Source organism: Embleya sp. NPDC056575 (assembly GCF_042793325.1).
Lineage (GTDB): Bacteria > Actinomycetota > Actinomycetes > Streptomycetales > Streptomycetaceae > Embleya.
The window spans coordinates 49,040-56,116 of record NZ_JBHTVA010000068.1 but is presented as its reverse complement, the minus strand read 5'-3'; the positions used below and the strand labels follow the sequence as shown (position 1 = coordinate 56,116).

7 protein-coding genes are annotated in these 7,077 nt (G+C 71.6%); 1 reads left to right on the top strand and 6 read right to left on the bottom strand.

Translation table 11 applies throughout. The features are described 5' to 3' along the window. Nucleotides 1-240: 240 nt before the first annotated feature. Nucleotides 241-651, bottom strand: coding sequence for a hypothetical protein (locus ACFRCG_RS38140; RefSeq protein WP_380040159.1), 411 nt, complete (start codon nucleotides 649-651; stop codon nucleotides 241-243). On the opposite strand from ACFRCG_RS38140, the gene ACFRCG_RS38135 reads away from it, so the two are divergent. After that, on the top strand, nucleotides 634-942 hold the full coding sequence (locus ACFRCG_RS38135) for a hypothetical protein (RefSeq protein ID WP_380040157.1): 309 nt from the start codon (nucleotides 634-636) through the stop codon (nucleotides 940-942). The two genes, ACFRCG_RS38140 and ACFRCG_RS38135, sit on opposite strands and share 18 nt — an antisense overlap. Nucleotides 943-1,454: 512 nt before the next feature. Here the strand turns inward: ACFRCG_RS38135 and ACFRCG_RS38130 are convergent. The 5 genes from ACFRCG_RS38130 to ACFRCG_RS38110 form a co-directional block, all read right to left on the bottom strand. Further along, complete coding sequence (locus ACFRCG_RS38130; RefSeq protein WP_380040156.1) at nucleotides 1,455-2,147, bottom strand: DUF6461 domain-containing protein; 693 nt, start codon at nucleotides 2,145-2,147, stop codon at nucleotides 1,455-1,457. A gap of 439 nt (nucleotides 2,148-2,586) precedes the next feature. Beyond that, complete coding sequence (locus ACFRCG_RS38125; protein WP_380040154.1) at nucleotides 2,587-3,195, bottom strand: DUF6461 domain-containing protein; 609 nt, start codon at nucleotides 3,193-3,195, stop codon at nucleotides 2,587-2,589. Nucleotides 3,196-3,314: 119 nt separating this feature from the next. Beyond that, the gene (locus tag ACFRCG_RS38120) at nucleotides 3,315-4,016 is read right to left on the bottom strand and encodes an ATP-binding protein (protein ID WP_380040152.1); all 702 of its coding nucleotides are present in this window, start codon (nucleotides 4,014-4,016) and stop codon (nucleotides 3,315-3,317) included. 222 nt (nucleotides 4,017-4,238) lie between these two features. Further along, nucleotides 4,239-6,632 carry a PQQ-binding-like beta-propeller repeat protein gene (locus ACFRCG_RS38115; protein ID WP_380040150.1) on the bottom strand — a complete coding sequence of 798 codons (2,394 nt, stop codon included), beginning with the start codon at nucleotides 6,630-6,632 and terminating at the stop codon, nucleotides 4,239-4,241. A 9-nt stretch (nucleotides 6,633-6,641) separates the two neighbouring features. Further along, on the bottom strand, nucleotides 6,642-7,037 hold the full coding sequence (locus ACFRCG_RS38110) for a hypothetical protein (RefSeq protein WP_380040148.1): 396 nt from the start codon (nucleotides 7,035-7,037) through the stop codon (nucleotides 6,642-6,644). Nucleotides 7,038-7,077 lie beyond the last annotated feature (40 nt).

Genomic DNA, 7,077 nt, shown 5'->3' with positions numbered 1-7,077 from the left:
CATTCGGCATTCGTCAGATCACCTCGACCCACCACACCACACAGCCTGGACCACAAACCACGACCGCGTCAGAAGATCCAAGAAACAGAACCTAGACCACCTCGGGCGCTCCGCCGGATCCGCACCCGATATTCGGCACACCGACACCGGCGACGATCGATACCCGACCGGCTCACCGCCGGCCGCTGCGCCGCACCCGAACCTGCAGCCTCGGTGGTTCACGCGTTCGGGAGCCGCCGGCTACATCTCCCAGTGCCGATCAGGCTGCCGGGCCCAGGCCCATTGTCGGTCGGGTTCGACGGTGATGCCGAAGTCGTAGCCTTGCACTCGGTGTTCGTCCTGCCATTGCAGGGCGGCGTCGACCTCGTCCCACAGCCGGCGCGGCCCGCCCTGGACGGCTTTGCCGATTCCGGGCCGGTCGTCGACCAGCGCCCAGGAACGACCCTGGTCCCACAGGCGCCACACGGTGCCGCCCCCGAGCGTCTCCAGCCGCACGTCGGGCAGGTGCAGCGCGACGGCGTGGGTGAAGTTCCCGTCCCGGTACAGCGACTCCAACACCCACTCCACCGCCGCCTCGCTCGTGGCCGGCTCGGCCTCGCGCGCCGCCTCGAACCCGCCCGCGCCGTCGTCGCGTTGGCCGCGCAGCTCCATGAACGCCACGCTGCGCACGAGTTTCCCCGACGCCGTGCCGTCGTCGCCTGCGACCAGGCGCAGGAGGGCGCCGCCGCCGAGGCGTGGACCACCTGGTTCCTTCCACAGCTCCCCGCACACGTCACGAGCGTCGTCTTCAACACCGAGGACGGAGTCGAGAACGGCTACACCGACGTCGACTTCGTTCTGGCCTGCCGCGACGGCCGCGACGTCGTCGACACGCTCACCGACCACCTCCGGCACGTGTGGCGCGCCGGCGGCACATCCCCGCCGCCCCGCGCCGACGATTGAGCGCAGGGCACGACGGGTGAGCCGCCGCCGTCGGCGGCGCCGGGGAATACGTCCACCGAGCACCTCGACCGCGATTGTCCGCGGTCGTCCGCGACCGTCCGCGACGTCCCCGGGCGCGCGCCGCGTGCTCCCGTGAGGGTTCTCCACCTGCGCTCGGTGTGCCCAGGTTCACCTTCGTAGGCTTCGGCGACGGTCCGCCTCCTCCGCCGGCCGAGGAAGCACGCAGGGGGTATGCGCTGACCGTCGACCCGGATTACCCCATCCTCCGGTGACGCGGCGGTGTGTGCGGGTTCGACACCGGAGGTGGCTACTCGCAGCTTCCGGGGATTTCGAGCCGCGTGGGGCAGTCGGGTTTCGCCGCGTGCATCCCGCGCGGCGCAATCTTGAACACCCACGGCCCCGGGCGATCCTCGAGCGCGCACCACGGCACCGATTTCGGGCGCCTCGGAAGCGGTCCGGGTCGGTGCCCGCACCGTGGGAGGTCGGGAAGGAGCGCAACGCGTTGCCGTGGTCTACTCGCCGGGTGATTCGGCGGCGATGGCGGTGGCCGTCAGGGTGACGGGTCCGGTGTCGGGGATCGGTTGTGGTGGGGAGGTGTCGACGGGCAGGGGTGCGGAGAGTCCTTCGCGCAGTCCGGCGGCGAGGAGTGGGCCGTGGACGACGTCGTGGTGGGGGAGGGCGAGGCCGAACACGGTCTCGGCCATGCGCAGTTCGCATCCGCGCGGGGCGTCGTCGTCGGGGGCTGTGCCGTCCGGGGCGAGGAGCCCGGCGGTGATCATGTGCGGGAGGAGCCGGTCGGGGTCGGTGCCGAAGCGATCCTCGGGAGCGTCCTGTTCGAAACCGCACACGACCTCGCCGTCCTCGGCGTAAATCAGGTACGCGACGGGGTTGCAGTCGCTGTGGACGAGTACCGCCTCGGTGCCGGCGGAGACCGCGGCCAGGACACCGTCCTCGAATCCGCGGTTCCCGGTGGTTTCCACGGCGTACGCCCATCCGTGCGAGGTGCCGGCCCGGATGGTCTCGACACCGGTGTCGAAATAGGTCTCGGTGGCGTCGACGAGCCCCAGCGGCACCGCCGTGGTCGGGTCGCAACCCATGCGGGTCAGCAACTCCAGGGGCTCCAAACCGCGGGCGAACGTGACGCAGTAGTCGGTTCCGAACTCGCGGGCTTCGCGCAGCCACGCGATACCGTCCCGGGCACTCATGCCCACACGGTAGAGCCGGCGTCCGACAATTCACCGGGTCGGGCACGACATCCGTCGACGCCGCGGACACGCGTGTGACGGATCGACCGCGCGACCGGGCGGCGGCCCGCGACGGTCCGGGCATCGCACGGTCCGCCTCCCTCGGGAGGGCGGGCGCCGGCGACGGGAGTGCGTTCGACGTTCGACGAACCGGTGCGGGTGAACTCCTCGCGTGGGGCGCGTTGTTCGGCGTTCTCGGGAACGGTCGTCGCGGCACGGGGTCGTGCCGGTATCACGAGCGGCCCCGGCGTGTAGATGCCGCCGGCCGATACGCGGTTGCCGAGCTGCTGCCCGACCGCGCGGATGGAACCGTCGTCGTCGGAGCGCGCGGGGACTCCGCGCGCGCGCTGGACCGCATGGTGTGCCGTGCCCGATCGGGTGTCGTGGACGAGGGCCGGGTTCAGTACATCGCGGCGAGGAGTTCGCCGTGCTCGACGTCCTCGCGGGGCAGTGTGGTGCCGAACTCGGTGTGCATCATGCGGTGGAGGAGTCGTTGCCGTTCGTCGATGCCGAGGTCGGGTTGGGTTCCGTCGGCGAGCAGCAGACCCGCGCGGGTCAGGTGCGGCACCAGCCGATCCGGGTCGGAGCCCCAGCGGTCCCGGGGCCGGTCGAACCCGCACACCACGTCCCCGGCCTGCGCGTAGTGGAACATGGTGAGCGCGTTGATATTCTCGAAGGTGCTCAGCGCCACCGTGCCGGCCGACACCGCGGCGAGGACGTCGCGGTGGGTACCGCGACTGCCGGCGTCCTCGACGGCGAACGCCCACCCGTCGGCCTCGCCGGCCCGGATCACCCCCTCCCTGCCCGCGACCGCGGCGCGGCCGAACTCCTCGGCGACGTCCTCGATCCAGTGGTTCGCGTCGATCACGCTCTTGCGGGCCGTGCGCGTCACGTCGCAACCCATGCGCCGCAACAACTCCCTCGCCGACAGCCCGCGCCCGAAGGTCACGCAGTACCCGAACTCGGTGAAGCAGGAGTCCTGCAGCCACTCGATGGTGTCGCCACTCACGGCTCGACTCCTTCGCATGCTTCGACCGTCATGGGACTCGGCAACCTACCCGAGCGACCCGACACGACCCCGCTCCCTTCCGAGGCGGCCCAGGGCGCACGATGGTCCGCACGTGCGCGTCACGGGCCCGCGGCGGAGGCGGCGAGTCGGTGTGCGGTGACCCGGTGCCATCCGCGCAGCGTTCCGCCGACGTCGCGGTTCAGGTCGGTGATCTCGCGGGCCGTGGTGTCCGCCCACAACGGGTGCAGGCCCGGGACCACCGTGACCGCCTCGGCGTCCGTCAAGGGCTCCAACCGCACACGCCGATACGTGTGGGAGTGCAGGCTCGGCGCCCGTTTCGGCAGCGCCGCGCCCCAGGCGGGGGAGCCGACGACGATCAGGGCGAGGTCGACGTGCGGGTCCTCGGCCAGGGCCGCGAAATACTCCAACGCGTCCCTCGGCAGCACGTCGGCGCGGTCGACGACCACGGCGCGCGGGGTGCGCTCGAACGCGCGGGTGACGCCGTGTTCGAAGTCGATCCGCGACCGCGGCGCCACCCGCCCCGGCCACAACCGCCCCCACAACGCCTCGCGCACGCCCGCCATCGTCGGGCGGGAACGAAACGTCAACCACGCCGCGTCCCGGCCCCGTTCACCCCGCGCCTCGCCCAGCGCGGCGGCGACGGCGGCGGTCTTGCCGACACCGGGCACCCCGGTGACGCACAGCACGGCCGGTGTCGCGACCGCCTCCCGCACCGCCTCCCCGACCTCCAACAGCCCCACGGTGGCCGCCGCGCCCCACCCGGACACCACATCGACACTCGCTTCGGCTTCCACCCACACGCGACGCGCCCTCCCGATCGACACCACCCCCGAACCGGCCAAGTCTGACCCCAAGCCCCGGACCACGACTCGAAAACCGGCGAAGTACCTGCTCCGCGACTCGCGTTACCCCCGCGCGCGCGAGTGCCGGGATCCGTGGACGCGCGTGGCGAACGTTCCCGCGGGTGCTCGCGGGCGAGCAGCGGACCACCTGCCCGCACCCGGCCGGCGAGCTGTCGCCACCTACGTCGCCGGCCCCGCGCCGGTGGCGGCGTCGAGGGCGTACACGTTCCGGTCGTAGCTGCTGATGTACACCATGCCGCCCGCCACCGTCGGAGACGAAATGACGAGCCGGTTGGTCGTGAACGACCATTTCTTGGTACCGGTGGCGGCGTCGAGGGCGTACACGTTCGTGTCGAAGCCGCCGATGTACACCACGCCGTCCGCCACCGTCGGGGACGACTCGACCCTGTCGCCGGTGGTGTAGGACCATTTCTTGGTGCCAGTGGCGGTGTCGAGGGCGTACACGCTGTGGTCGACGCTGCCGATGTACACCACGCCGTCCGCCACCGCCGGGGACGAAGAGACCCAGTTGCCGGTGGGGTAGGACCATTTCTTGGTGCCCGTGGCGGCGTCGAGGGCGTACACGTTCGTGTCCTGGCTGCCGATGTACACCACGCCGTCCACCACCGTCGGGGCCGAAATGACCCCCCTGCCGGTGGTGTAGGACCATTTCTTGGTGCCCGTGGCGGCGTCGAGGGCGTACACGTTCATGTCGAAGCCGCCGATGTACACCACGCCGCCCGCCACCGTCGCAGACGCACCGACCTCGTCGCCGGTCGTGTAGACCCATTTCTTGGTGCCGGTGGCGGCGTCGAGGGCGTACACATTCTTGTCGAGGCCGCCGATGTACACCACGCCGTCCACCACCGTCGGGGACGACTCGACCCCCTTGCCGGTGGTGTAGACCCATTTCTTGGTGCCGGTGGCGGCGTCGAGGGCGTACACATTCTTGTCCCAGCTGCCGACGTACACCACGCCGCCCGCCACCGCCGGGGACGAAGAAACCCAGTCGCCGGTTGTGTAGGACCATTTCTTGGCGCCGGTGGCGGCGTCGAGGGCGTACACGCTGTGGTCTTGGCTGCCGACGTACACCACGCCGTCCGCCACCGTCGGAGACGACCGGACCCAGTCGCCGGTGGTGAAGCGCCACGGTCGAACGATCGTGGTCGCGGTCGAGGGGGGCGTGGGGACTCCGGAGGTGGACGTCGTTGCGGTCAAGGGGGCTTCGGGAGTGGACGTCGCCGGTTGTGTCCGCAGGTCGGTGCGCGGGTTCGTCTTGTGTGCCGCGGTGCCGCTCCCGGTGTGGGTGAGCGCGATGGTGATGCCGGTGGTGGCGGCGGCCGCAGCTCCGGCGGCGATCCACAGGAACCGGCGGCGCCCGGGGAATGCGGGCGCCGCCGTGGACCTGTCGACGCCGGTGTCGCTGTCGCGTTCAGCGGTGGCGGGTGCCGGTTCGGGAGCGGCGGTCGGTGTGCTGTCAACCGGTTCGCCGTCCGGTGCGGACGGGGACGTCGTGGTTGTCCGGGGGCGTGTGTGTGCCCGTGTGGGGGCGGTGTCGCTGTGCGGTTGGTGCGGTGCCGGGGCCGAGCCCGGGTCGAGTGTCGCGGGCGTTGCCGCCGGTGGCCGGCCACCCGTCGGGATCGGGGAGGCGGATGCCACCGGGCCGGGTGTGGTGTCGGCGCCCGGGCGCCGATGGACGTCGGTGGCGGACGTGGGCCGATCGGTGTCCTCGGTCGCCGTGGCGGGTGCACCGCCCGTCCCTCCCGTCGGCGGCCCGGCCGGCGGACGCGGGTGTGCGCGGTTGTGGACCCAGTCCCGTCGGACGACGGAGTTCTGCCCGAACTGCTGGGGTTCGGGACTGCCTTGCGCAAGCAGCCGACGCCGCACGCGACGCCACACCTGCTCCGTGCTCAGGGCCGGCCCCGCGCCGGGAATGCCCTCCTCCAGGACGTCGATCAGTGTGCCGGTGAACTCCGGGTACCGGGCCCCCGGAGGGGTGAACGAGCGCCCGGTCCTGGGGGCCGAGGCCAACAGACAACTGCCGTGCTCGTCGTCGTATCCGTCGTCGGCGACATCGGGGGCGTCCGCCTCGAGCAGTCGTGTCAGTTCCGGGCGGGCGAGTGTCGAGGCGCCCATGCCGCCGGCCAGAGCGCTGTAGCAGCAGTCCAGCACGGTGATTCGGCACTGTGCCCGATACCCGGCCCGGGCCACGACCCTGCGCAGCGACGCGTAGGCCAGGCTGCCGATCTCCGGATGGTCCTCGTCGGCGTCGGCCAACGCGAGATACAGGTGCTCGCCGCTGCGGTCCCGCAGGCCGTGTCCCGCGAAGTAGACCAGCAGGGTGTCGGTGCAGCCCTTCGCGGCGTCCCGGACCGCGCCGAGAATCGAGTCGCGTGACGCTCGCGACCCCAGTTGTGTGACATGGGCGTCGGGCAGCCCCCACACCGACGGATCCTGCAGCAACCGGGCCAGCCCTGTGACCCCGGCGGCCACGCCGGGGAGGGATTCCAGCCCGGTGTAGGCGTGCACCCCCACGAGCACCGCCCGACTGCCCCGAGGATTGGGAACCACCACGGCAGCCCCTCACACCGGGGGAGCGGTATCGGTGTCGGCCGTCCCGAGCACCCGTGCGATCCGGGCCGCGTCGTCCGCCGACACTCCCTCCACGATGAGTGTCGTACCGTCGCGTTCGACGACCAGGCGCACCCCGTCCCGGACCCGCCGCGGCAGCGACGCGCGGAACGACCGATGTGCGTACACCAACGCCGCCGTCGAGAACCCCGATGACGTGACGAACGATATCCATTCGACCACCTCGCCGGACATCCCCCCGTCGCCGGCGGCCGCGGACCGAACCCTGCCGATCTCGGCGTGCGTGCCGACCGCACGGTCCTCGATCAGCCAGTCCGCGAACAACTCGGTCAACCCTGTCGGCTCGCCGTCGACCCCACCCTCGACACGCACACGGAAGTAGCCCATCGTCCCCCCAAAAAACCGCCTTCGCCGGTGGACGGGCCCA